Annotated in this window: 17 protein-coding genes; 8 read left to right on the top strand and 9 right to left on the bottom strand. The window is 69.2% G+C overall.

From position 1 onward, the window contains the following. The first annotated feature begins 61 nt into the window (after positions 1-61). Positions 62-817, top strand: a complete 756-nt coding sequence (locus tag G6O69_RS02865) for a hypothetical protein (protein WP_172301991.1) — start codon at positions 62-64, stop codon at positions 815-817. A gap of 73 nt (positions 818-890) precedes the next feature. After that, complete coding sequence (locus G6O69_RS02860) at positions 891-2,366, top strand: hypothetical protein (protein WP_172301990.1); 1,476 nt, start codon at positions 891-893, stop codon at positions 2,364-2,366. 331 nt (positions 2,367-2,697) lie between these two features. Here the strand turns inward: G6O69_RS02860 and G6O69_RS02855 are convergent, their stop codons facing one another. Then, complete coding sequence (locus G6O69_RS02855; protein ID WP_176396595.1) at positions 2,698-2,853, bottom strand: hypothetical protein; 156 nt, start codon at positions 2,851-2,853, stop codon at positions 2,698-2,700. Between the two features lie 250 nt (positions 2,854-3,103). Here G6O69_RS02855 and G6O69_RS02850 point away from each other — a divergent pair, with 250 nt between their 5' ends. Genes G6O69_RS02850 through G6O69_RS02835 form a run of 4 tightly spaced genes read left to right on the top strand, consistent with a single transcriptional unit; the run spans position 3,104 to position 7,292 of the window. Beyond that, on the top strand, positions 3,104-3,736 hold the full coding sequence (locus G6O69_RS02850; protein ID WP_217909759.1) for a hypothetical protein: 633 nt from the start codon (positions 3,104-3,106) through the stop codon (positions 3,734-3,736). Continuing rightward, the gene (locus tag G6O69_RS02845; RefSeq protein ID WP_172301218.1) at positions 3,733-5,088 is read left to right on the top strand and encodes a hypothetical protein; all 1,356 of its coding nucleotides are present in this window, start codon (positions 3,733-3,735) and stop codon (positions 5,086-5,088) included. The genes G6O69_RS02850 and G6O69_RS02845 overlap by 4 nt, the downstream gene beginning before the upstream one ends. A gap of 11 nt (positions 5,089-5,099) precedes the next feature. After that, a complete protein-coding gene (locus tag G6O69_RS02840; RefSeq protein WP_172301989.1) occupies positions 5,100-5,936 on the top strand; it encodes a hypothetical protein in 837 nt (278 codons plus the stop codon). 9 nt (positions 5,937-5,945) lie between these two features. Then, positions 5,946-7,292, top strand: a complete 1,347-nt coding sequence (locus tag G6O69_RS02835) for a sigma 54-interacting transcriptional regulator (RefSeq protein WP_172301988.1) — start codon at positions 5,946-5,948, stop codon at positions 7,290-7,292. An 80-nt stretch (positions 7,293-7,372) separates the two neighbouring features. On the opposite strand, the gene G6O69_RS02830 is transcribed toward G6O69_RS02835, so the two are convergent. Both G6O69_RS02830 and G6O69_RS02825 read right to left on the bottom strand, forming a co-directional pair. Continuing rightward, a complete protein-coding gene (locus G6O69_RS02830) occupies positions 7,373-9,370 on the bottom strand; it encodes an ATP-binding protein (protein WP_172301987.1) in 1,998 nt (665 codons plus the stop codon). 151 nt (positions 9,371-9,521) lie between these two features. Further along, complete coding sequence (locus tag G6O69_RS02825) at positions 9,522-11,162, bottom strand: IgGFc-binding protein (protein WP_172301986.1); 1,641 nt, start codon at positions 11,160-11,162, stop codon at positions 9,522-9,524. 56 nt (positions 11,163-11,218) lie between these two features. Between G6O69_RS02825 and G6O69_RS02820 the strand changes: the two genes are divergently transcribed. Next, positions 11,219-11,362, top strand: coding sequence for a hypothetical protein (locus G6O69_RS02820; RefSeq protein ID WP_176396593.1), 144 nt, complete (start codon positions 11,219-11,221; stop codon positions 11,360-11,362). Positions 11,363-11,475: 113 nt separating this feature from the next. On the opposite strand, the gene G6O69_RS02815 is transcribed toward G6O69_RS02820, so the two are convergent. From G6O69_RS02815 to G6O69_RS02805, 3 genes are all read right to left on the bottom strand, one after another. After that, positions 11,476-13,575: a P-loop NTPase fold protein gene (locus G6O69_RS02815; protein WP_172301985.1), complete on the bottom strand. Its 2,100-nt coding sequence runs from the start codon at positions 13,573-13,575 to the stop codon at positions 11,476-11,478. Positions 13,576-13,827: 252 nt separating this feature from the next. After that, positions 13,828-15,396: a M56 family metallopeptidase gene (locus tag G6O69_RS02810; RefSeq protein WP_172301984.1), complete on the bottom strand. Its 1,569-nt coding sequence runs from the start codon at positions 15,394-15,396 to the stop codon at positions 13,828-13,830. Then, a complete protein-coding gene (locus G6O69_RS02805) occupies positions 15,393-15,830 on the bottom strand; it encodes a BlaI/MecI/CopY family transcriptional regulator (RefSeq protein ID WP_172301983.1) in 438 nt (145 codons plus the stop codon). Before G6O69_RS02805 ends, G6O69_RS02810 begins: the two co-directional genes overlap by 4 nt. A 95-nt stretch (positions 15,831-15,925) precedes the next feature. Here G6O69_RS02805 and G6O69_RS02800 point away from each other — a divergent pair, with 95 nt between their 5' ends. Then, complete coding sequence (locus G6O69_RS02800) at positions 15,926-16,276, top strand: hypothetical protein (RefSeq protein ID WP_172301982.1); 351 nt, start codon at positions 15,926-15,928, stop codon at positions 16,274-16,276. A gap of 27 nt (positions 16,277-16,303) precedes the next feature. On the opposite strand, the gene G6O69_RS02795 is transcribed toward G6O69_RS02800, so the two are convergent. From G6O69_RS02795 to glgX, 3 genes are read right to left on the bottom strand one after another with little or no spacing between them, the layout of a single operon-like run. After that, complete coding sequence (locus G6O69_RS02795) at positions 16,304-18,313, bottom strand: hypothetical protein (protein ID WP_172301981.1); 2,010 nt, start codon at positions 18,311-18,313, stop codon at positions 16,304-16,306. A gap of 14 nt (positions 18,314-18,327) precedes the next feature. Beyond that, positions 18,328-19,863, bottom strand: a complete 1,536-nt coding sequence (malQ, locus tag G6O69_RS02790; RefSeq protein WP_172301980.1) for a 4-alpha-glucanotransferase — start codon at positions 19,861-19,863, stop codon at positions 18,328-18,330. Positions 19,864-19,879: 16 nt separating this feature from the next. Beyond that, positions 19,880-21,949, bottom strand: coding sequence for a glycogen debranching protein GlgX (gene glgX / locus G6O69_RS02785; RefSeq protein ID WP_172301979.1), 2,070 nt, complete (start codon positions 21,947-21,949; stop codon positions 19,880-19,882). Positions 21,950-21,975: the final 26 nt, after the last annotated feature.

The following is a 21,975-nucleotide window of genomic DNA, read 5'->3' as shown; positions in this document are numbered from 1 at the left end:
GTTGACATGTCCACGTCCGGGTCTCGCCGCCTCGCCAACAGCCGAGCCTGACGCCCGAAGGGTGAAGCTCGAGGTCGACGTCGACGATCTGGGCGACAACGGCATCGGTCTCGACCAGGCGATCAGCGAGCGTCTCGAGCCCCACATCACGAAGGCCGACTTCGAACTCGCGGGTGAGGGAGATGACGCCGCGATGACTTTGCGCGTCCGCTTTCGAGTCCTGGAGTCGGGTGACTACGACTACGGCATCCACTTCGAGTTCATCGACGGGCAGAGCCAGGAGCCTGCGATCGAGTGGGTCGACTGCCACATGTGCGTCGACGCCCGGTTGATGCCCGTGCTCGACGAACGGACCCCGGCACTGGTCGCGGCCCTCGACGCTCGCGCGGCCGAGCTCGAGCGCGAGGCTGCCGAAACGAGCGAGCCCGTCGATGAAGGACCGTCAGGTGAGGGATCGCCTGAAGAGGGAGCGCCCGACGCGGGGCCCGCGCCAAAGCCGCTCACGGGCCTGGGGATCGGGGGGATCGTGCTCGCCGGCCTCGGAGCCGGAGGGCTGATCTGGGGAGGCGTCGAGCTCTCGCGCGGCGTCGTCGTCGAGGAGTCGCGGAACAACCTGCGTGAGCGCGTCGACCATCGACCCGCCGGCTACACGCTCATCGCAGTGGGCAGCACGGCCCTCGTCACGGGTGCCGTGCTGCTCGCTGTCGATCTGAGCCGGCAGTCGAAGAAGCGCAAGCAAGCGCGAGAGCGACAGGCCCACTTTTATCCAGTACTCACTCCCGATGGCGCTGGTCTGGGCGTCTCGGGTAAATTCTGACCCACGCACTCGAGCACTCGCCATGTCCAAATACGTCGTTTCCATCGCTCTCGGTTTCACCACGAGTCTCGTGGTGTCGGCTTGCATCACGACCTCGGAGCCCAACCCGGACCACTGCCGCTACGCAGATGGTGACCAGACCTGTGCCGAGCGATTCGATGGCGAGCGCCCGTTTTGTAGCTCGTCGCCCTGCACCCCCTCGGGCGAGGGGTTCTACGGCTGTGTCGACGAGCTGCCGACCGACGAGTGCTACTACGCGTGCGGCGATGACAAAACCGTCGAAGAGGACGGCTCGTGTCTGACCGCTGGCGAGGGAGAGGGCGAGGGAGAGGGCGAGGGCGAGGGCGAGGGAGAGGGCGAGGGAGAGGGCGAGGGAGAGGGCGAGGGAGAGGGCGAGGCGGCCTGCATGGGTGACGCAGACTGCTCCGAAGGGGCGCCCTTTTGCGACCTCGGCAGCGGGGAGTGCGTAGACTGCGAGGGCACTGCGGACCCGGACGGGGCATGTGCAGCTGCGGATCCGGGGCAGCCGCTGTGTCACGTGGGGGTCTGCGTGGCTTGCACGGAGGAGGATGGGAGCGTCTGCACCGGGAGCACGCCGCTTTGCGAGGTGGAGACCAACACCTGCGTTGGCTGTGAGGAGCACGGGCAGTGTCCCGAGAGCGCCTGCAACCTCGCGGCGGGGAACTGCATTGACCCAGGGGACATCCTCCATGTCGACGGTGACGCGCAGACCTGCCCGGGCGGGGACGGGACCGAGGCCATGCCCTACTGCACCTTGCTCGAGGCGTTCGTCGCGGCCCCAGCAGAGGCGCTGATCATCGTCCATGAGCTCACGGGCAACGATCCTTATGTTGAAGACGTCGCACTCATGGGCACGGCCGCAGTCTTCGGCGCTCCGGGAGAAGACCCGGGGTGGCAGGGGTCCAACGGAGCGCCGGCCCTGACGGTGGGTGGCTCGGGGGTTCTATTCATGCGCGACATCATGATCGCCGGGACGCAGAACGGAGCGCCGGGACTCGAGGTCGTGGGTGGGAGCGCGTGGGTCGAGCAAGCGAAGATCGTCAACAACACCGGCGGTGGTATCGTGGTCGACGGGGGCGGGGCGCTGGTGCTCGAGAACAGCTTCGTGGGCGGCAATGAGAACCAGCGCATCATCGACGTTGTGGATGGTCAACTCTCTGTAGTCTTCAGTACGATCGGAGCGGGGTTCGGCAACACCGCTCGTGCACTCGCATGCACCGACGGAAGCGGATCGACCATCCGCAACAGCATCGTCGTTTCCTACAGCGATCAGCCCGAGATCGACTGCCCCAACATTCAAGTTGTCGACTCGTTTACCGAGGCCGACTCCGGGATGACGTTTGATGACCTCTCCGGCTGGTTTGCTGACTTCGAGGGAGGTGACTTCCACCTCGCCCCCGGCATGTACCCGCCGACCATCGAGACCACCGCCACCTGGACCCCCGGCGACCCGCCGACGGACATCGACGACGACCCCCGCCCCACCGAAGAGGGCCCCGACTTCGCAGGAGCCGACCGCATCCCATGACGCGACACGACCACATGACGCTCACTGCGCTCTGTCTCGTCATCGGGGCGCACTCGGCTTGCTCCTCAGCCCCCGAGCCGGATGGCACGGAGACCAACTCCGAGACGGAGACGGAGACGGAGACGGAGACGGAGACTGATACTGAGGCGGAGACTGATACTGAGGCGGAGGGCGAGGGCGAGGGAGAGGGCGAGGCGGCCTGCATGGGTGACGCAGACTGCTCCGAAGGGACGCCCTTTTGCGACCTCGGCAGCGGGGAGTGCGTAGACTGCGAGGGCACTGCGGACCCGGACGGGGCATGTGCAGCTGCGGATCCGGGGCAGCCGCTGTGTCACGTGGGGGTCTGCGTGGCTTGCACGGAGGAGGATGGGAGCGTCTGCACCGGGACCACGCCGCTTTGCGAGGAGGAGACCAACACCTGCGTTGGCTGCGAGGAGCACGGGCAGTGTCCCGAGAGCGCCTGCAACCTCGCGGCGGGGAACTGCATTGACCCCTTGGCGATTCGCTACGTCGATGGGGGAGACGTTAACTGCGATAACGGTGGAGGCGGTAGTCAAATGATACCCTATTGTTCAATTGCCTCAGCATTGTCTGATAGTCCAGCCGAGTCAATACTGTATGTTACTGGTTTGGATGGTGGCGTGCCTTACTCTGCTGCCCATGTGGTAAGTGGAACGAAGGCGATTTTTGGAGTTCCGAATGCAATGAGTGAGATGCCCGTGATTCAAGGCGCCAGTATGGCTACGGCCATCACCGTTTCGCCGTCGGCCGTGTTGTTTGCACGAGCCTTGATCGTGTCAGGTACACCCAATTCACAGCCAGGCCTGCGAATTGCGGGAGGCTCCGCGTGGGTCGAGCAAGCGAAGATCGTCAACAACACCGGCGGTGGTATCGTGGTCGACGGTGGCGGGGCGCTGGTGCTCGAGAACAGCTTCGTGGGCGGAGGCAACGTCAACAACACCGCTGCGCTCGACGTTGTCGATGGTTCTCTGCAGATGGACTTCACAACGGTTGGTTCGGGGTTCGGCACGTCTGCGGCGCTCGTTTGCGTAGACGGAGCAGCAACTATTGTCCGCAACAGCTTGCTTGTCTCGGCATCGGAAGACGACGAGGTGCAGTGCTCCGGTGCAACCATTACGGACAGCGCGCTCGAAATGTCCGAGGGCGACAATGCCGCCCTCGGAGCGCTCGTGGCAGGCTGGTTCCTCGATTACGACAACGGCGACTTTCACCTCGCCCCGGGGATGTACCCGCCCGCCATCGAGACCGCAGGCACGTGGACACCCGGGGACCCAGCCATGGACATCGACGACGACCCGCGCCCGACGGAAGAGGGCCCCGACTTCGCAGGAGCCGACCGCATCCCATGACGCGACACGACCACATGACGCTCACTGCGCTCTGTCTCGTCATCGGGGCGCACTCGGCTTGCTCCTCAGCCCCCGAGCCGGACGGCACGGAGACCAACTCCGAGACGGAGACTGATACTGAGGCGGAGGGCGAGGGCGAGGGCGAGGGAGAGGGAGAGGGAGAGGGAGAGGGCGAGGGAGAGGGCGAGGCGGCCTGCATGGGTGACGCAGACTGCTCCGAAGGGGCGCCCTTTTGCGACCTCGGCAGCGGGGAGTGCGTAGACTGCGAGGGCACTGCGGACCCGGACGGGGCATGTGCAGCTGCGGATCCGGGGCAGCCGCTGTGTCACGTGGGGGTCTGCGTGGCTTGCACGGAGGAGGATGGGAGCGTCTGCACCGGGAGCACGCCGCTTTGCGAGGTGGAGACCAACACCTGCGTTGGCTGTGAGGAGCACGGGCAGTGTCCCGAGAGCGCCTGCAACCTCGCGGCGGGGAACTGCATTGACCCAGGGGACATCCTCCATGTCGACGGTGACGCGCAGACCTGCCCGGGCGGGGACGGGACCGAGGCCATGCCCTACTGCACCTTGCTCGAGGCGTTCGTCGCGGCCCCAGCAGAGGCGCTGATCATCGTCCATGAGCTCACGGGCAACGACACCTATCAAGAAGACGTCGCACTCATGGGCACGGCCGCAGTCTTCGGCGCTCCGGGAGAAGACCCGGGGTGGCAGGGGTCCAACGGAGCGCCGGCCCTGACGGTGGGTGGCTCGGGGGTTCTATTCATGCGCGACATCATGATCGCCGGGACGCAGAACGGAGCGCCGGGACTCGAGGTCGTGGGTGGGAGCGCGTGGGTCGAGCAAGCGAAGATCGTCAACAACACCGGCGGTGGTATCGTGGTCGATGGTGGCGGGGCGCTGGTGCTCGAGAACAGCTTCGTGGGTGGGGATGTTAATGATCAAAACGCCCTCGACGTGACCGATGGAGCCGCGGATATCCTCTATTCCACACTCGCTGGTGGTTTTGGCGCAGCCTCGGCGCTGACATGCGACGATGGTTCGAGCACGACCGTGCGCAACTCGATGCTCGTTGCCCGAACCGATGCCGACGAAGTCTCATGTCCAGGGGCGACGCTGGTCAGCAACACGCTCGAGTTGGAGCTCGCGGACAACACTTCTCTGGGCGCGATGCCAGACACGAGTTGGTTCGTCGGCTACGCGAGCGGGGACTTCCACCTCGCCCCGGGGATGTACCCGCCCGCCATCGAGACCGCAGGGACGTGGACACCCGGGGACCCAGCCATGGACATCGACGATGACCCGCGCCCGACGGAAGAGGGCCCCGACTTCGCAGGAGCCGACCGCATCCCCTGATCGTGGAGCCCATGTCCTCAGTGCCAAATCGCCACCTCGTCATCAGCGTCGCGCTGTTGGCCACGCTGGGCTCGACGTCGCCCGCCTTCGCGCAACAGCCCGATGCTCCAGCAGTCGAGTCCGCGAGCGCGGATGACGAGCCGCTCAGCGCCCGCGTCGAGATCGCCGCCGACACGCTGCCCGGAGACACTCGGGCCGAGGTTGAGAGCGAGGTCGAGGCCCAGCTCGCAGCCCTGGCCGCGGCGCATGGCTTGACCATCTCCAAGTCCGAGTCCGCCGAACTGCTCCTACGTGTCGAGCTCGGCCAGCCCAACCACAAGAACCCCGTGTACGTGGTCCACTCCGTCGCGCTCCACGATGGCCGAGTCTTGCAGCGCGGAGAGGCGCAGACCTGCCTGCGCTGTACCCCCGCCGAGCTCGTCACCGAGGCCCTGGCGATCCTACCGAGCGCGGTCGAGCGAGCCCTCGCCGAGCGCCCCGAACCTGTCGAGGAGTCAGCTCCTGCTGCGGTCGACACCGCTCCCGAGCCCGGAGCAGAGCGCGGCGCCCGTTCGGCCGGACCCGGCGCGGCCGCGTACGTGGGGATCGCTGCGGGCAGCCTTGGCCTCGTCAGCGCGATTACGGGCGGGGTGCTGCTCGCTCGTGACGACAACACGACGCCCAGCAACGATCCGTCCCAGCTGACGGTCATCAACTATCGCCCACCCGGCGTCGCCCTGCTCAGCGTCGGTCTGACCAGCATGGTCGCAGGCACGGCGTTGCTGGCGATCGATGCCTGGGTGCTCGCACCGCGCCGGTCGGCCAAGACCGCGCGAGTCGAGCTCAGCGGCGTCGGCCTGCGATTTTGAACCTGCCCCATGGCCAAGCCCGAGCACACCGAGTCGACCGCCGCCTCCCCAGGCCCACTCATCGCCCGTCGCCCTGGCCAGCTTCGCGTGCGCGTACTCGACGGTCCGCCATCCGAAGTCGAGCTCACCAAGGGTGCGACCGTCACCTTCGGCCGCAGCCGAGCCGCGAGCGTGGTGATCAGCGATCAGTCGGTGAGCAAGCTCCATTTTTCGCTGCGGGTGGTCGACGGTGGAGTCGAGCTCGAGGATCTAGGCTCCAAGAACGGCACCTGGGTTGGCAAACATCGAGTTCGCCGCCTGACCTTGGCGCCCGGCGACAAGTTCTGGGCTGGGCAGTGTTGCGTCGAGGTCATCGACGTCGGCCACGTCGACGTCGAGGTCACATCAGGCAAGGAGTGCGGCCTGCTCCACGGGGAGAGCGTGGCCATGCGCGAGCTGTTCGCCTCGCTGACCAGGCTCGCCGATTCGTCCCTCGATCTGCTCATTCAGGGCGAAACAGGCACGGGCAAGGACAGGGCCGTACGCACGATCCACGAACTGTCAGCTCGACGAGCGCGCCCCTTCATCATCCTCGACTGTGGCGCGTTGCCCGGGGGACTCGCCGACGCGGGCTTGTTCGGCTTTCGGCGCGGAGCCTTCGTGGGGGCGGACTCCGACCAGCCCGGGCTGGTCGAGCAGGCCCACACCGGGACCCTGTTCATTGACAAGATCAACCTGCTCTCACTCGAGCATCAGGCCAAGCTCCTGCGCGTGCTCGAGCGGCGAGAGCTGTCTCGCCTCGGCGAGGCCGAGAAGGTGCGCGGAGTCGACGTTCGAATCCTCGCTGCGAGCAACGTCGATCTCGAGGCCGAGATCCGCGCCGGACGGTTCCGCGAGGAGCTCCTGCACCGAGTCGCCCAGGCGACCCTGTGGTTGCCGCCGCTGCGCGAGCGCGAGATGGACGTGCTCATGCTTGCGGAGCACTTTTTGGCGGAGCAGAGGGATCGCGCGGAACCGCCTGTCAGCTTTGGTGAGGACGCAAAGATCCTGCTCGTTGCCTACGACTGGCCGGGGAACGTGCGCGAGCTGAGCAACACGATCCGCCGCGCCGCGGTCGTCTGCCGCGACCAGGTGATCCGGTCCGAAGATCTGAGCTTGGGTGAGCAAGATTGGTGGGGGCGACAATTGGCGGAGCGCTTGCAGGGCTGCCGATACGACTACGAGACCTTGCATGCGATCGTCGATGAGCTGTACCTGCCGCAGGTGTTCGCCGAGTGCAAGACGATCAGCGCGACGGCCCGGAAGCTGGGCATCACGCGAGCTCGGTTGCGCAACAGGCTGCGGGCGTTTGGGCTCCACGACGCCAGGGAGACTTGAAGACACGGTCGTCAGCGAAGAAGCCTCGAAGTCGCTATCGAGCGCGCGTTTGGGCCACGGCTGGCCGCCGGGTCTGAGGCTCACTCGCGGCGCATGGCCTCGTGGATCGTGGCCAGCAGCTGGGTCAGGCGGTAGGGCTTCTTCAAGAAGGGCACCGGCCGGCCGCTCTGATCGCGCAGGTCGAGGTCGAGGTCGTCGTAGCCGCTGCTGACGACCACGGGCAGCCCGGGGGAGCCGTCCACGAGGGCGGCGAAGAGGGCGTGGCCGTCGACCCCGGGCATGGTGAGATCGGTGAGCACGAGGTCGAAGCCGCGGGGGTCTCGGGCGATGAGCGAGAGCGCCTCGGCGCCGTCCTTGGCGGCGACGACCTCGAAGCCGAGGCCGCCGAGGGCGGAGCGCAGCATCCGGCGGATGTCTTGCTCGTCGTCGACGACGAGCAGGCGGCCCTTGGCCTCGCGCGTCGGCGCGGGAGCCTTGGCGAGGGGCGCCGAGGCCCGGTGGTCGAGGGCCGGGAAGAGCAGGCAAAAGCAGGTCCCGTGGCCGAGCTCGCTGTCGACGAGCATCGCGCCGTGGTGGGTGCGGACGATGCCCTGGAGCGAGGCGAGGCCGAGGCCGCGGCCGGTGAACTTGGTGGTGAAGAAGGGGTCGAAGATCTTGTCGAGGGTCTCGGGGCTCATGCCCGCGCCGTCGTCGGTGACCGACAGGCGCAGGTAGGCCCCGGGGCCGAGGGAGCCGCCGCGGGCCTCGGGGAGATCGAGGGGCCGGGCGAGGCGCTCGAGGCTGACCTCGACGCGCACGCGACCTTGCCCCTCACCGATAGCCTCGGCGGCGTTGATCACGAGGTTCATGAGCGCCTGGCGCAGCTGGGTGAGGTCGGCCGCGATCGCCGGGAGCTCGGGCCGGAGGTCGAACTCGAGGGCGATCTGCTTGGAGATCGAGACCTCGAGCAGCGGACGCATCTCGGTGATCAGCGCGCACAGATCAACGGGCTCGCGCTGGCTGTCCCCGCGGCCGGTGTAGTCGAGGAGCTGGCGGGTGAGATCCGCGGCTCGCTCGGCGATCGACGCGATCTCCTCGAGGTGGGGGATCAGCGGCGAGTCGGGCGGGGCCTCGAGCAGCGCGATGTCGGCGGTGCCGAGCAGGGCCGCGAGCATGTTGTTGAAGTCGTGGGCGACGCCGCCGGCGAGCAGGCCGAGGCTCTCGAGCTTCTGGCGCTCGAGCGCCGCCTGGGCGGCGCGGCGGGCCTCGGTCACGTCGCGGATGATCGAGGCCACGCCAGCGCGGAGGCCGTTGGGATCGACGATGTTGGTGTTGTGCCAGCCCGTGACCAGCGGGCCGTCGCCGCCGAGGTCGTGCTCGAGCACGAGGCGCTGGTGCTCGGTGAGCAGGGTGAAGCCCTCGTGGGCCTCGTGCTCGCCGGGCTCGAGCACCGCGCGCATGCGCAGGACCTCGATGCCGCGGCCGAGGGCCTGCTCGAGGGGGAGCTCGAAGAGCCGCGCGGCCGCGGGGTTCCACGACACGATCTCGCCCTCGGTGTTCCAGCCGATGATCGCCATCGGCGTCTGGTTCATGTACAGCTCGATGCGCTGGCGATTCTCGGTGAGCTCGCGGTGCTGGGCCTCGAAGCGCTGGGCGAGGCGGCGGGTATCGTCGAGGCCCGTACGCAGCGAGCGGATCAGCGCGAGCTGGTCACTGATCGGGCTGTGCAGGGGAAAGTCGGCCAGGCCGAGATCCCAGCGCCCGAGCTCGGCCTCGTCGCTGATCCGCGGCGAGAGCAGCAAGACCAGGCTGTCGTCCTCGTCCACGCAGATCAGCTGGCCGCGCAGGCGCATGTCGATGGCGAAGGCCTCGAGCACGAAGAGCTGCGACTCGTGCTCGCGCAGCGCCTCGGCGTCGAGGGGGCAGCTCGGCTTGAGCAGGCGAAGCGGGCCAAAGGGGGGGGCGCCGACGCGGAGCGTGGGGAGCAGCTGAACAATGAGCGCGCCGGCCTGGATCAGGCATAGCTGCGCGTCGAGCCACAGGTGAAAGGGGAAGGCCTCGACGAAGGCGGCAGGGGGAAGGCCGCGCAGCACACTCATGCTCGTTCACGGTAACGGAGGCCGCAGGACTCGAGCAACGCGGGGATTTGCGCGAGTGCATCGCGTGGAGAGAACGCGGCACCGTGAGACGCAATGATCGCGAGCGAAGCGCGCGAGCGAAGCGGGCTCGCGCGGCCTGAACGCTGGGTGATCAGCCGATGGGCGGGTTGGGGTTGATGACTCCCGTGCCGGTGCCGCCGAGGTAGGCGTAGCTGTCGTATTCGTCGTAGCCGACGATGACGACCGAGAAGGCGTTTTCATCGCCGTCGAACACGTGGATGCCATCGCTGACCGGGACGCGGGCGACCTCGAAGCCGCTGGTCGACACGGGGATGAACAGGCCGTCGTCGATCGCGGCTCCGTCGAGGGTGATCGTCGCTCCCGCGGGGCGCGCGATCACGGCGACGTCGTTGATCCAGGTGCCTGGGACCAAGACCACGTAGCGCGGCAAGAATTGCTCGATCGGGCTGAGCTGAACCATGGCGGGATCACCGATGCCCGCGCCAGGGTTCTCCGAGCCGGTCATGTAGTTGACCACGGCGATCGGCTTGTCGGCCTCGACCTCGAAGTCCCCGGGCGTGCTCGCGTTGCCGCCGACGTAGAGCTCGACGACGTCGCCTGCGTTGAGCACGAAGTTGTCGGCGGGGATGCCGGAGATCGCCGCGTCGCGGTTGATGGAGATCGAGGTCCCGTCCTCCGAGGCGTAGATCTGCCACAGCGAGGTGTCCGTGGCGCTGCGGGGGGGGACCCGCGAGGCGATGAAGTGCTGGCCCCACAGGCGCACGCCCGAGAGCTGCTCCTCGAGGTGGTCGCAGGCGTAGGTGTTGGTCGGGATGAAGGTGCACTCGCAGCCCGAGAACACGGCCACGGGGTGGTCCTCGTCGGATACGACGCGGGTGCCGGTCAGGCCCACGTTCATGGTCTTGGTCATGACCTCGGCGACGTCGCCCTCGTCGAGGTTGATCGCAAAGGGCACGCCCGCGGGGCTGGGCGGGACGTTGGTGCCGGCCAGGGTCGTCGCGCTCGGGGTGACCACGACCTCGGTCCCGTCCTTGGCGGCGACGATGGTCAGGTAGGCGCCCTGGACGTCGCCCTCGTCGATGACCTTCCAGCCGACCACGTGGTTGATGTGATCCCAGGTCGGGACCGGGTAGAGCATCGATGCGTCGGACAGGTAGGAGCTGCCCCCGTCGATCGGGTTGAACTGGTAGGCGATGATCGGCACGTCCGAGCTGACCCGGTAGGCGCCGCCGACCTTGACGCCGCTGTCGTCCTGGTGGAGGTCGGGCAGGTTGAAGGTGTAGAGATCGAGGGGCGAGACCTGCTGGGGCCCGGCGATGGTCGACCACGCCCCGTTTTGCTTCTGCTCGACGGTGACCGTGGCGATCTGGCTCTCCTGGACGTTGGAGACGACGATCGCAAACTGCTGGGTCTCGACCCCATCGTGCGAGTCGAGGTCGACGCCGTAGAACAGGCAGCCCACGGTGCTCTCGCCGGCCTCGGCCTGAGTGCAGGTCTCGGGGATGATCGGGCTGGCGTCCTGATCCGGGATGTCGGAGAAGTTCGTGGTGTCGAGCTTGATCCCGCCCTCGTCGTCGCCTTCGCCGACGGTGTCGTCGCCCTCGCCGACCTCGCCCTCATCCGCGTCCTGACCGTCGTCGAGGGTGTAGATCCCATCGTCCGAGTCGGTGTCGGCTCGGGAGTCGGAGCCGCAGCCCGAGGCCAGCGTGGGGAGGCTCAGGCTCGAGAACAGCAGCGTCGCGGCGCGAGGGTTCCAGGTCAGATCCAGCATGGGCCGATGGTATCTGGGAATCGATCCCCGCAGCGTGCGGTGACTCCCCCCGCCTCATGAACGCTCGCCGTCGCCGCACCCTCGCCCTGTTGACCCTCCTCTTTGGCCTGTGCTCGAGCAGCCCAGCGCGGGCCGCTCATGCGCAAGCCGATGCGCAGCCTCAGGAGGATGGGGGCGAGGCCAAGGGCCGAGAGCGCTGAGCCTCGCTCTCGCTGCGCCCGAGCGCCGAGGCGGAATCTACACCCGGACGCGAAACGACCCGCGGCGCTCGCACCAAGCAGCGAGCATCGCGGGTCGTCGTCGTTGTCCTCGTTCAGTTGCAGGCGGCGTAGCGAGTGCCCCGCGCCCGGCCCTTGTAGGTCACCAGGCCCTGCTCGATGAGTCGGTTGAGGGCGCGGCGCAGCTGAGCCATGGAGCCGCCGACGTTCTCTTGAACCTGACGGGCGGGGATGTAGCCGTCTTGGTTGCGCATGTAGGCGAGGATCCGCCGCTCGAAGGCCTCGCGTCCGTCGGAGCTACGCATGTCGACGTTGGCGTTGCCGATGTTGAGCCGCTTCCACGCCTCGCGGACCGCGGTCACGGTCCGCTCCTCCTCGTCGCCCTCGATCACCCAGTAGTTGGAGGAATTGACCCGCCCGGCCTGCTCGGAGGCGGTCTGGGCTCGCCCGCCGCGCTCTTCTTGAAGCGCGAGCACGCGCAGGGTCTCCTCCTTGAGGCTGACCGAGGCGCCGTCGACGACGACGCGCAGGCGAGAGACGCTGGACTCGTAGTCGGGGATGCGCTTGAAGTTCTCGTTGTACTCCGAGGTCTCGGGGTCCCAGAACACGAGCATCGGGCGGTCGACGAAGATCTCCGGGAGCAGCTCCGAGAGCTCGCGGAAGCCGACGTTGCGGCGGACCCTGGGCGCGGTCTCGACCTCCTCGTCGTCCTCGGCCTTGACCGAGGTCGTCGAGGTCACGCTCAGGGCCGAGTCGAGGACCTCGAGCTCGGCCTGGGAGTAGACCTCGTCGCCGTTGACGTTGATCGCGTCGAGGGCGATGCCGGCGAGCTCGCGGATGCGCTTTTGCTTGCCGGTCTCCTTGGCGAGCACGAAGCGGCGCAGGTCCGTGACCAGCGCCTCGACGGAGGCGGCGTCGTCATCGGTGGTGTCGTCGTCGTCGTCCTCGGTCGGCTCGCGCAGGCGGTGGAGGGTCTCGTTGATCCGCCCGGCGACCTCGGCGAAGCCCGGGGCGCCCTCGGGGGCCTCGAGCAGCCCATGGAGCGAGGGCTCGCGCAGCGCGACCAGCGTCCAAAAGGGCGACTGGTGCTTGGACAGCAGCGCGTACATCTGTGGGAGCGCGACCTGGACGCAGGCGAACACCAAGGTCACGAGGCGCTCGCCCTCGCCGACCTCCTCCTCGCTGCTCAGGCGCATCAGGTGCGAGAACAGCGAGTGGATGTTGAGGGCGCGCTTGAGCCCGCGCGGGTTGTTGCCGACCGAGGCCTGGATCAGCCGGCTCGCCGAGGCCTCGAAGAAGGCCGAGGTCTGCTCGCCGAGCTCGCCGTAGACCCGCTCGAAGTGGCTCTGCAAGAAGGTGTGGGTCGTGTAGCGCTCGACCGGCATGCGGTAGGGCACCTGGATGATCTTGTCGAAGAAGCTCTTGCCTTCGGCCTCGCGGAAGTCCTCGGCGATGTACTCCTTGCGCTGACGCAGGCCGCGGATGACCACGTCGTAGTCGATCGCCAGCACGAACACGCAGCCGTCGACGTCGATCAGGTTCTTGACGGCCTCGAGCAGCTCGACGGCCTTGCTCGGCGCGAGCCGGTCGAGGTCGTCGATGTAGATGACCACGCGCTGAAAGCCGCTGCCCTCGCCGCCCTGGGCGAGGACGTCCTGGATGACCTCGCTGAAGTCGGCCTTCATCTGCTCGAACAGGCCGGCGTCGTCGAGGTCGCCGCGGCCCTCGAGCGCGTCGAGGAAGGACTTGCCCTGGATCGAGATCCCGGCGGCCATCCCCGAGGTCAGCGCGGAGGCCTGGACGACCGAGCGGATGAAGCGGCTGGCGTTGTGCCAGACCTTCTTGGTCGGCTTGCCCTCGGCCTTGATCTTCTGCATCAGGTTCACGAGCATCGAGCTCGCGAGCTGGGCCTCGTTGCCAAATTGCGAGTACTGCCAGGTGTTGAACCAAATGTTGAGGGCGTGCTCGTTGCCTAGCTTGGCCCGGACCAGGTTCATCAGCGAGGTCTTGCCAGAGCCCCAGTCGCCCTGGATGCCGATGGTCATCGGCATGCTGCACATCTGGATGAAGCCAGAGAGCGCGGCGGCGTGCTGTTCGAGGCCGAGGAGATCGCGGTTGTCGTCACCCTCCGCGCGCAGGGGATCGATCGGCAGGTCTGGAAAGCCCGTCGTGCTCAGCTCTCTGACTTCACTCATGCCGCCATCGTGCCAGGATATGGGACAAACTCGAACTGTTGGTTTGAGCAGATCGTTGAGTGAGATAGTGCGTGCTCCAGAGGGCTCGATGGGCCTCAGGCTTGGAGCAACGGTCGCTGACTTCGTTGCTCGTCAGTCATTTGTGCCCGACAAACTCGATGCCACATATATCATGACTCCTAGTGCCAACTATCCGAGGGAGCGCGTTAACGCTTCCTCGGACCGAGGCCTCGAAGGGCCGTGTGAATTGGCCTATTGGGGCCGCTCGGCCGCGTGGCGTGCCTGCCACAGTTCGGCGACCGCTGCTCGATAGTGCTCGGTCTCCTCGCTGAGCGCAGCTTCACCCGCGAGCCAGCGCTCGACCAGCTGCGGGCCGCCGTTGTAGCTGGCGGCTGCGAGCTCGACCTCGCCCCAGCGCTCGAGTTGCTGGCTCAAGAAGTAGGCGCCGAGGTCGAGGTTGTAGGCCGGGTCCCACAGGCGCTCGAGCTCATATTCGCTCAGCTCGCGCTCGGCTGCGATCTGGGCGGCGGTCGCGGGCATCAGCTGCATCAGGCCGCGGGCGCCGGTCGGGCTCTGAGCTTGGGGGTCTCCGCCAGACTCGAGGAGCACGACGATCGCCAGCAGGTCCGGGTCGACGCCGTGGTGATGGGCGGCGGCCTCGATGGTCTCGCGGTGGGCGGTGACGCTGGCGGGCAGCCAGGGCACGTCGAGGGTCGCGGTGGTGTCGTCGAGGTCGATGGTGCCCTCGACGAGGGCCTCGGGGCTGTTCGCGTCGCTGTCGCCGGGGCCGCAGGCCGGCGCCGCGAAGGTGAGGCCGAGGCCGGCGACGAGGGCGAGGCTGGGGATCCAGGAGGGCAGGTGTTCGCGATGTTTGGTCAGGGGTTTGGTCATGGTCTTGGTCGCTGAGGTGTCGGGGTGGAGGAGACGCTGCACGCGAGCGCGCAGCGGGGCGCCGTCGGCCCCCAAGCTGGGGCTTGGCGCGGACGTGGTGTGGGGATTGGCGACGCGCGCGAGCTCGAGATCGAGGAGCGCGCGGGCGTAGCGAGCTGGCGGCTGGACGCTGGCGACCACGAGGTCGTCGCAGGCGTGCTCGCGCTCGCGGCGGGCGAGGTCGGCCATCCACCACACGCAGGGGTGATGGAAGAAGAGCGCCTCGCTGATCATGATCGCGGCGTTGAGCAGGTAGTCGCCGCGGCGCAGGTGGGCGAGCTCGTGGGCGATGGCGGCCTCGAGGACCTGCGGTTCCACGCGCGCGGCGAGGCCGGCGGGGAGCAGGATCAGCGGGCGCAGCCAGCCGACCACGGCGGGGACCTCGAGGGCGTCGGACTCGGCGATCGGGGTAGTCCGGGTCAGACCGAGGCGCTCGCCGAGCTCGCGCGCCAGGCCCTCGATGTTGGCGTCGAGGCACTGGCGCGCCGTGGCCCGCAGGCGGCGGACGCCTGCGAAGCCGAGGCCGACCCGGGTCAGGCGGTAGCTCGCGCCCAGGAGCCAGGCGATCACGATCCAGGGCATCGCGAGCTCGAAGGCGGCGAGCAGGCGCGCGCGCAAGCCCACGCTCGCCGGGGCTGGCAGGGGAGGCGCGGCGAGGAGGGCCGCGCGCGCGAGCAAGGTCTGTGCGGCCTCGAACTCGACGCGCCAGGTGAGCACGAAGGCCAAGCTGAGCGCGGCCAGGCCAGACCACGCCCAGGCAAAGCGAGCGCGAGGTGTGCGAGCGCCGAACATGGCGACGCGGACGATCAGGGCGATGAGCGCGGCTTGCCACAGGCCGTGGAGGAGCGCCCAGGCGAGGGCGATGGCGGCGGGGGTGGCGAGCAGGTTCATCCCCGACCTCCGCGAGCCGAGCGCCCGCGCTTGCCCGCCTGGGCGCTGGTGTCGGTGTTGGTGTCGGGGTCCGCCTCGAGGTCGTCGAGCAGGGCGCGGATCTCGGCGAGCTCCTCGGCCGAGGCCTTGCGGCTGCTCAGCGCGCGCATGACCAGCGCCGAGGTCGAGCCGCGAAACACCCGCTCGACGAGCTCCCCCAGGGCCTTGCCCTGGATGGCCTCGCGGGCGACGGCTGGCGCGTAGACGTGGCTGCGCGAGGACTCGTCGCGGGTCAGCAGCTGCTTGCCGACCATGATCTGCATGAGCTTGAGGATCGTGGTGTAGCCGGTGCCGCGGCGGCCCTGGAGGTCGCCGTGGACCTCGCGGACGGTGGACGGCCCGCGCCTCCACAAGACCTCCAGGATCTCCTGCTCCGCCGGTGTCGGTGGCGTCATGGAGGGGATTCTACGAAGGAGTTCGTAGAAGTCAACGAAAGTCTTCGTACTTTATCGAGGGTGACGCGGACCGGCGCCCGTGCGATGCAGTGGTGGTGAAGCCGGACCGCCCGCCACGCTGCGCCACGGAGCGCGAGCACGTGCTGCTGCAGCGGATGTGCGCGCGCGCCGGGGTCGAGTTCACCGAGTGGGAGTGCGCCCGGCTGCTGACCGAGTTCAAGCGTCAGCTCAGCGAGCCGCAGTGGGCGACGCTGCGCAACGACCCGGAGATCCGCAGCCCCGAGGACGCCCTCGAGGCGCTGATCGTGTTCGGCTTCGAGAACCGTCGCTTCGCTCGGCTGCGCCTGCGCGGACGCGGGCGCGAGCGGATCTGGGCCGAGGCCGGGCAGCGCCAGCGGATGAGCGTGCTGCTCGGGGCGGGGCGCAGCCGGACAAAGCGACGCTGAGCGAGCAAAGGCGGCCGCGGGCCCCGCTCACAGCGGGAGCGCGTGGACGGCCAGGAGCTGCGCGCCCTCGGGCTCATCGAGGTAGATGCGCGTGCGAAACAGCAGCTCCTCGTGGCCCGGGCGGAAGGCGGCCTCGCGGTGCTCGTCGTCGTCGTCGATCAGCAGGCGCAGCGCCTTGGCCGGCGCACCGCGGCCGGGGATCTCGACGATCCCGAGGTCGACGCCGAGGTCGCCCTCGACGGTGAGCGCGACGCGCTCGCCCGCGGTGTCGATGTCGAAGCCGCGGATGTGGCCGTCGTCGCTGAGCACGTGGGTCCAGGTGAAGAGCTCGGGCTGCGTGGGCGGGGCGTCGAAGGGCCCGGGCTCGTCGGCCTCGTCGGGCTCATCGGCCTCGTCGGCCTCGGGCGGCCGCGGGTGCTCGAGCTCGTAGGCCGCGACCAGGCCGGCGAGCTCGGACCAGGCGTGGTCGGTGTCGAGGCGCGAGAGGTGGAAGCCGGCGTCGTCTTCCCAGCGCAGGAGCAGGGCCGGGGTGTCGCCGGGGATGCGCTGGAGCTCGCGGACGTACCAGGGCGAGCCGACGTCCCCGCGCTCGGGATCGAAGGGGTGCGCGGGGTTGTCGAGGGGCAAGAGCACGACCTCGCCCGCGCGGGTCAGATCGGCCAGGGCGATCGCCGGCCAGTCGCCCTCGAGCGCGACCAGGGCGGCGAGGCGCTCGTCGTCGAGCCACAGCAAGGAGCTGCTGCGCGTGAGCTCGGGCCCGACGATCACGCTGGGGCCCCGATCCCGATCCTGGCTGGGGTCCTGGTCGAAGCGGTGGACCTCGAGGGTCAGGCGGCCGCCCTGGACGTCGCGGGTGGCGATCGCCCGGCGGCGAACGGCCACGTACTCGTCGACCAGGCCAGGCATCTCGAGCTTGTCGACCAGGCGCAGGCCGCAGGCGCCGGCGTCCTCGTCTCCGGGCTCGGCGAGCTCGAAGAGCCCGCCGCGGCCCGCGTCGTTGAGCACGAAGATCGCGTCGCGCTCGGCGGACAGGCGGACCTGATCGATGACGCCACGTGGCCCGCCGCCGTCGAGGAATTCGGGGCAGGGGAGCGTGGTCTCGGCCGCGCCGGGGGTGGTGGCCGCGGCCGCTGCCGGGAGCGCGCGCAGGTAGAACTGGCTGGCCGAGTGCAGGTCGATGCCGGTCAGCCCGACGCCGAGGTCGAAGCTGCTGGTGTAGAAGATCACCCGGCCGTCGGCGAGCGGGTAGATGCTCGCGCCGGTCAGCGGGTCGTGCAGGGGCGTGGCCTTGGCCGCGCTGCCGACCACGGTCAAGGCGTCGAACTGGGCCGCGAGGTCGGCGACGATGTCCGCGGCCCGGCGCTCGTTTTTTACGATCTGGGCGTGGGCTTTGATGGCGTCGTCGAGCTGCCAGCGCCGGGTCTGGACCTCGCTGGAGGGGTGCTGATCGTCGAGGGTCTCGGCCAGGCGGGGCTGGCCAAAGAGCGCGCGCAGGACCTTGGCGCTGCGTCGCAAGGGGAGCTCGCTGGTGCTCGGCGGGTCGAGGCTGAGGGTGTGGGGGGAGGCGAAGTCGCCGACGCTGAGCACGGCGAAGCTCGCCTCGCTCAGGTCGTCAGCGGCCTCGCGGGTGGCGTCACCAGTAGCGTCACCAGTGGCCTCGACGTCGAGCTCGGCGATGGCGCTGGCGAAGCGCTCGGGGGCCTCGAGGACCAGGTAGCCAAAGCCCTGGCGGTCGGCGTAGTCGAGCAGCGCGTCGAGATCGACCTCGCTGGGCTCGAGGTCCTCGTCTTGCTCGGCGATGCTCGACTGCCAGACCTCGAAGGTGCCCGCGAGGCCCTCGAAGCCCTCCTCACCGAGCAGGTGGATCAGGTTGCTGGGCTGGGCTTCGACGAGCAGCACGCGCGTGTCGGTCTCGGCGACGCCGCGGCCCTTGGGCAGCAGGTAGACGACGATGCCGATGAGCGCGGCGCAGGCGAGCACGCCGGCGATCGCGGCGCGTAGGCGGCTTTGTCCCTGGATCTCCTCGAACTCGCGCATGCGCCGCGAGTCTATCAACCAGGCAGCTGAAGACTAGCGAAGTCGGCGCGCCCGTAGGTGGCAGCCAGCTGGCGCAGGCGCATGGCTGGCTCGCCGCCGACCATGTCCCAGCCAAAGCGCCACGTCCAGCACTCGGTCTGCCCTGGGGTGTTCATGCGGTGCTCGGTGCCGAGGCCGAGGATGTCCTGGAACTGGGCGATGGCCAGCTCGGCGACGGAGCCGACGGCCGCGTGGAGCATCGCCCAGTGCAGCTCGTGCGGGGCGCAGGCCAGGTAGGTCAGGGCGAAGGCGCGCTCGCGCGGCGAGGCGCTGGTCAGCCAGCCCTGCACGGTGTCGTTGTCGTGGGTGCCGACATAGACCACGCAGTTGGCGGTGTAGTTGTGGGGCAGGTAGTCGTGGTCGGCCTCGCCACCGAAGGCGAACTGGAGCACCTTCATGCCCGGGAAGCGCAGCTGGGCGAGCAGCGCCTTGACGTCGGGGGTGATCACGCCGAGGTCCTCGGCGATCACCGGCAGCTCGCCGAGCGCGGCCGCGAGGGCCTCGAAGAGCGCGGCGCCGGGCCCCGTGACCCAGCGACCCTCCATGGCCGTGGGCGCGGACGCGGGGATCTCCCAGTAGCCAGCGAAGCCGCGGAAGTGGTCGACGCGGACGAGATCGGCGAGCTCGAGCTGCCGGCGCATGCGGGCGATCCACCAGCGGTAGCCGTTGTCGGCCATGGCTTCCCAGTCGTAGAGCGGGTTGCCCCAGCGCTGGCCGGTCTTGGAGAAGAGATCCGGGGGCACGCCGGACACGACCACGGGCTCGCCGGCGTCGTCGAGCTGGTAGAGCGCGGGCTGGGCCCAGCAGTCGGCGCCGTGGTGGGCGACGAAGATCGGCATGTCACCGACGAGCTCGACGTCGCGCGCGTTGGCGTAGGCCTTGAGCGCGGCCCACTGCTCGTCGAAGCAAAATTGGACGAAGCGCCAGAAGTCGAGGGTCTCGGCGTGGCGCTCGCGGGCGGCGGCGAGCGCCGCGGGCGTGCGCTGGGCCAGGCCGCCGGGCCACTTGGTCCACGGCACGAACTCGCCGGTCTGCGCCTGGTAGTGGTCGTCGAGGGCCATGAACAGGGCGTAGTCCTCGAGCCAGTGGGCCTGGGCGGCGACGTAGGCGTCGAAGCGCGCGCGGGCCGGGCTGGGCTCGGCGGCGAAGAAAGCCTGGGCGGCGGCGCGCAGCTTGGCCATGCGCCAGGGGATCACCCGGCCAAAGTCCACGCGCATGGGATCGAAGGACTCGCTCTCTCGGGGGGGGACCGGGTCGAGCCAGCCGGCTTCGATCAACGGCTCGAGGGCGACCAGCAGCGGGCTGCCGGCGAAGGCCGAGACGCTGGCGTAGGGCGAGTTGCCGGGGCCGATGGGGTTGAGGGGCAGGACCTGCCAGCTGCGCGCGCCGGCGGTCACCAGCCAGTCGACGAAGTGATAGGCGCTCGGCCCGAGGTCGCCGATGCCGTGCGGCCCGGGCAGGGAGGTGGGGTGAAGCAGCACGCCGCAGCGGCGTCGAGGTTGCGTGGACATCAGGCTCTCGTGGGGGTCAGCTGACCTTGGGTCGGGGGCGGGCGAGGACGACGACGGTCTCGGGCGAGACGATCAGGTGGCGGTCGTCGACGGGGCCGCGGCGATCGGGGGTGGCGCTGTGCAGGAGGATCCGCCAGGGCCCGGGGGGGAGGTCGAGGTCGACGGCGCTGCGCTCGGCGTTGAAGAGCATCAGCAGGGCCTCGTCGGGCTCGCCGATGCGCACGCTCAAGAAGCGCACGCGCGGGTCGTTCCAGTTCTCGACGCGCATCGGCAGGCCCTCGTTGCCCAGCCACTCCACGGGCAGGCCGCCGTCTTCGCGCCACTGCTCGCTGAGCCAGCCGGTGTGGCGCAGGGCCGCGTGGGCCCGGCGGCCGCGCAGCAGCCCGCGCACGAACTCGAGCAGCTCGAGGTCCGCGCCCAGCCAGTCGATCCACCCGGTCGGGTTGTCCTGGCAGTAGGAGTTGTTGTTGCCGCCCTGGCCGTTGCCGAGCTCGTCGCCGGCGAGCAGCATGGGCGTGCCCTGGGAGAGCAGCAAGCTCGCGAGCATCGCCCGCTGGAGCCGCGCCCGGCGGGCGAGCACCCCGGGGTCGTCGCTCGGGCCCTCGGCCCCGCAGTTGGTGCTGAAGTTGGCGTGGTGGCCGTCGCGGTTGTCCTCGCCGTTGGCCGCGTTGTGGCGCTGCTCGTAGCTGACGAGGTCGGCGAGGGTGTAGCCGTCGTGGGCGGTGATGAAGTTGATCGACGCGCTGGGCTGCCGGTGGCCGCGCTGGAAGAAGTCGGCGGAGCCGGCCAGGCGCCGGGCGAACTCGCCGCGGGGCACGTCGCGGGTCAGCCAAAAGCGGCGCAGGCCGTCGCGGTAGCGGTCGTTCCACTCCAAGAAGCGCCCGGGGAACTGGCCGAGCTGGTAGCCGCCGGGGCCGACGTCCCAGGGCTCGGCGATCAGCTTGGTCCGCGCGAGCAGGGGGTCCTGGCCGAGCGCGACCAGGAAGGGCGAGCGCGGGTCGAAGCCGGCCGTGGTCCGCCCGAGGATCGGCGCGAGGTCGAAGCGGAAGCCGTCGACGCCGTACTCGCTGACCCAGCAGCGCAGCGAGTCGAGCACGAACTGGCAGACCCTGGGGCAGCGCAGGTCCAAGGTGTTGCCGCAGCCGGTCCAGTTCTCGACCCGGGCGCGGTCCTGGCCCCAATTCATCCGGTAGTAGAGCGCGTTGTCGAGGCCGCGGAAGCTGAGCGTGGGCCCGTCGTCGCCGGCCTCGGCGGTGTGGTTGTAGACCACGTCGAGCACGACCTCGAGGCCGGCGCGGTGCAGGGCCGCGACCATGTCTCGAAACTCGCGCCGGGTCGCCGTGGGGTCGTCGGGGGTGCTCGAAAAGCGCGGGTCCGGGGCGAAGAAGCCGATCGTGTTGTAGCCCCAGTAGTTGCGCAGCCCGAGGGGGTGGAGGTGGCGCTCGGACAGGTGGTAGTGGACGGGGAGCAGCGAGAGGGTGGTGACCCCGAGCTCGCGCAGGTAGTCGATCACCGCCGGGTGGGCGAGGCCGGCGTAGGTGCCCCGCAGGGCCTCGGGGACCCGGGGGTGGAGCTTGGTGAAGCCCTTGACGTGGAGCTCGTAGATCACCGTGTCGGCGGGCGCGACGTGGACCCGGGGCGGGGGCGCGTCGAGGGCCGAGAGCGGCGCGGCGACCCGGGCCTTGAGCATCTGCGCGGCGTTGTCACGGGTGTCGAAGCTGCGCTCGCCCTCGGGCTGATCCACGCAGTAGCCGTAGTGCTCGTCGCGCCACTCGAAGCTGCCGACGATCTCGCGCGCGTAGGGATCCAAGAGCAGCTTGTGCGGGTTGAAGCGGTGGCCGTGGGCCGGCTCGTAGGGTCCGTAGGCTCGGTAGCCATAGACGAGGCCCGCGCCGGCGTCGGGCAAGAAGCCGTGCCAGATCCCGTCTTGCTGCCGGGGCAGCCGCAGGCGGCGCTCCTCGCCGGACTCGCCGGCGAAGATGCACAGATCCACGGCCATGGCGTGCTCGGAGGCGACGGCGAAATTGACCCCGCCGTCGCGCAGGGTCGCGCCGAGGGGGTAGGGCAGGCCGGGCTCGAGATGCATGAGGTGACGCGTCGAGGGTAGCGAAA

It is taken from the genome of Pseudenhygromyxa sp. WMMC2535 (assembly GCF_011083025.2).
This window is presented reverse-complemented; position numbering and strand designations above follow the sequence as displayed.

Bases quoted from the DNA above. Each gene is read 5' to 3' on its own strand.
- G6O69_RS02795 (WP_172301981.1), bottom strand. From the start codon at position 18,313: ATGCGCGAGTTCGAGGAGATCCAGGGACAAAGCCGCCTACGCGCCGCG.
- G6O69_RS02855 (WP_176396595.1), bottom strand. From the start codon at position 2,853: ATGCAGTTCCCCGCCGCGAGGTTGCAGGCGCTCTCGGGACACTGCCCG.
- G6O69_RS02850 (WP_217909759.1), top strand. From the start codon at position 3,104: ATGGCTACGGCCATCACCGTTTCGCCGTCGGCCGTGTTGTTTGCACGA.
- G6O69_RS02840 (WP_172301989.1), top strand. From the start codon at position 5,100: ATGTCCTCAGTGCCAAATCGCCACCTCGTCATCAGCGTCGCGCTGTTG.
- glgX (WP_172301979.1), bottom strand. From the start codon at position 21,949: ATGCATCTCGAGCCCGGCCTGCCCTACCCCCTCGGCGCGACCCTGCGC.
- G6O69_RS02815 (WP_172301985.1), bottom strand. From the start codon at position 13,575: ATGAGTGAAGTCAGAGAGCTGAGCACGACGGGCTTTCCAGACCTGCCG.
- G6O69_RS02830 (WP_172301987.1), bottom strand. From the start codon at position 9,370: ATGAGTGTGCTGCGCGGCCTTCCCCCTGCCGCCTTCGTCGAGGCCTTC.
- G6O69_RS02825 (WP_172301986.1), bottom strand. From the start codon at position 11,162: ATGCTGGATCTGACCTGGAACCCTCGCGCCGCGACGCTGCTGTTCTCG.
- G6O69_RS02805 (WP_172301983.1), bottom strand. From the start codon at position 15,830: ATGACGCCACCGACACCGGCGGAGCAGGAGATCCTGGAGGTCTTGTGG.
- G6O69_RS02835 (WP_172301988.1), top strand. From the start codon at position 5,946: ATGGCCAAGCCCGAGCACACCGAGTCGACCGCCGCCTCCCCAGGCCCA.
- G6O69_RS02810 (WP_172301984.1), bottom strand. From the start codon at position 15,396: ATGAACCTGCTCGCCACCCCCGCCGCCATCGCCCTCGCCTGGGCGCTC.
- G6O69_RS02820 (WP_176396593.1), top strand. From the start codon at position 11,219: ATGAACGCTCGCCGTCGCCGCACCCTCGCCCTGTTGACCCTCCTCTTT.
- malQ (WP_172301980.1), bottom strand. From the start codon at position 19,863: ATGTCCACGCAACCTCGACGCCGCTGCGGCGTGCTGCTTCACCCCACC.
- G6O69_RS02845 (WP_172301218.1), top strand. From the start codon at position 3,733: ATGACGCGACACGACCACATGACGCTCACTGCGCTCTGTCTCGTCATC.